The organism is Nocardioides sp. CPCC 206348, assembly GCF_048654705.1.
GTDB lineage: Bacteria > Actinomycetota > Actinomycetes > Propionibacteriales > Nocardioidaceae > Nocardioides.
The window spans coordinates 18042-18803 of sequence record NZ_JBMCZA010000067.1; the positions used below are offsets into that span (position 1 = coordinate 18042).

General features: G+C 66.7%; 1 pseudogene. It reads right to left on the reverse strand.

Annotated features, from left to right (window positions below):
• Nucleotides 1-555: pseudogene (locus tag ACOADB_RS02885) on the reverse strand (hypothetical protein); the annotation flags it as partial.
• Between the last annotated feature and the right edge of the window lie 207 nt (nt 556-762).

Sequence of the window (762 nt, forward strand, 5' to 3'; positions counted from 1 at the left end):
GTCGACGTTGCCGACCAGCAGTGCGTCGGTGCCGGGGCGGGTGTGCTTGCCCTCTTCCGAACGCGGGTCCGGGCCGTGGTCGTCGTGGTATTCGGCCTCGGTCCAGCCCGACCACTCCCCGTTGGTCTGGGTCCGCACCTTGACGCCGATGCCGTCCTCGTCGACGTCGGCCGAGGCGGCCCATGTCACGCCGACCGTGCCGTAGCCGTCGACGGGCAGGACGTCGCTGACGATCGCCTCGCCACCGCCGGCCACGTCCTTCTCGGTCCCGCGCAGCGTCGCCTTGCCCTTGCCGTCAGGAGCCGTCAACGCGTACTGGTCGACCTCCGTCGACACCTCGCCCGTGGGCACCTTCGACGGGAACTCCGCCGCCCGCAGCGAGACGTCACTGGTGCCGACCTCGACCGGCTGCATGGGCCGCACGTCCATGGTCACGGTCCGCGCGGCCGGGGTCAGCACGGCAACGACAACAGCGAGCGCCAGCAGCTGCTGGCACAGGGTCACGAACCGGATCCTGCGGTCGCTCCCGGGGGTGTCCGAGGGGTACGTCGACATGTCTTTGCTCCAACCGTGTGTGCGGGGAAGGTGTCACACGAGTAGCAACTTTCACATGCGTCACACGGATTGGAAAGAGTTCGTGAGTAACTACAAACGTGTAATTTCCACTCGACACGCCGATCATTGCCAGATTTATCCTTCGGCCCAAGGGTCGCCAAGCTGAGCCGTCGGGGTCTCGAGACGGTTGCTGCGCAACCTCCTCGA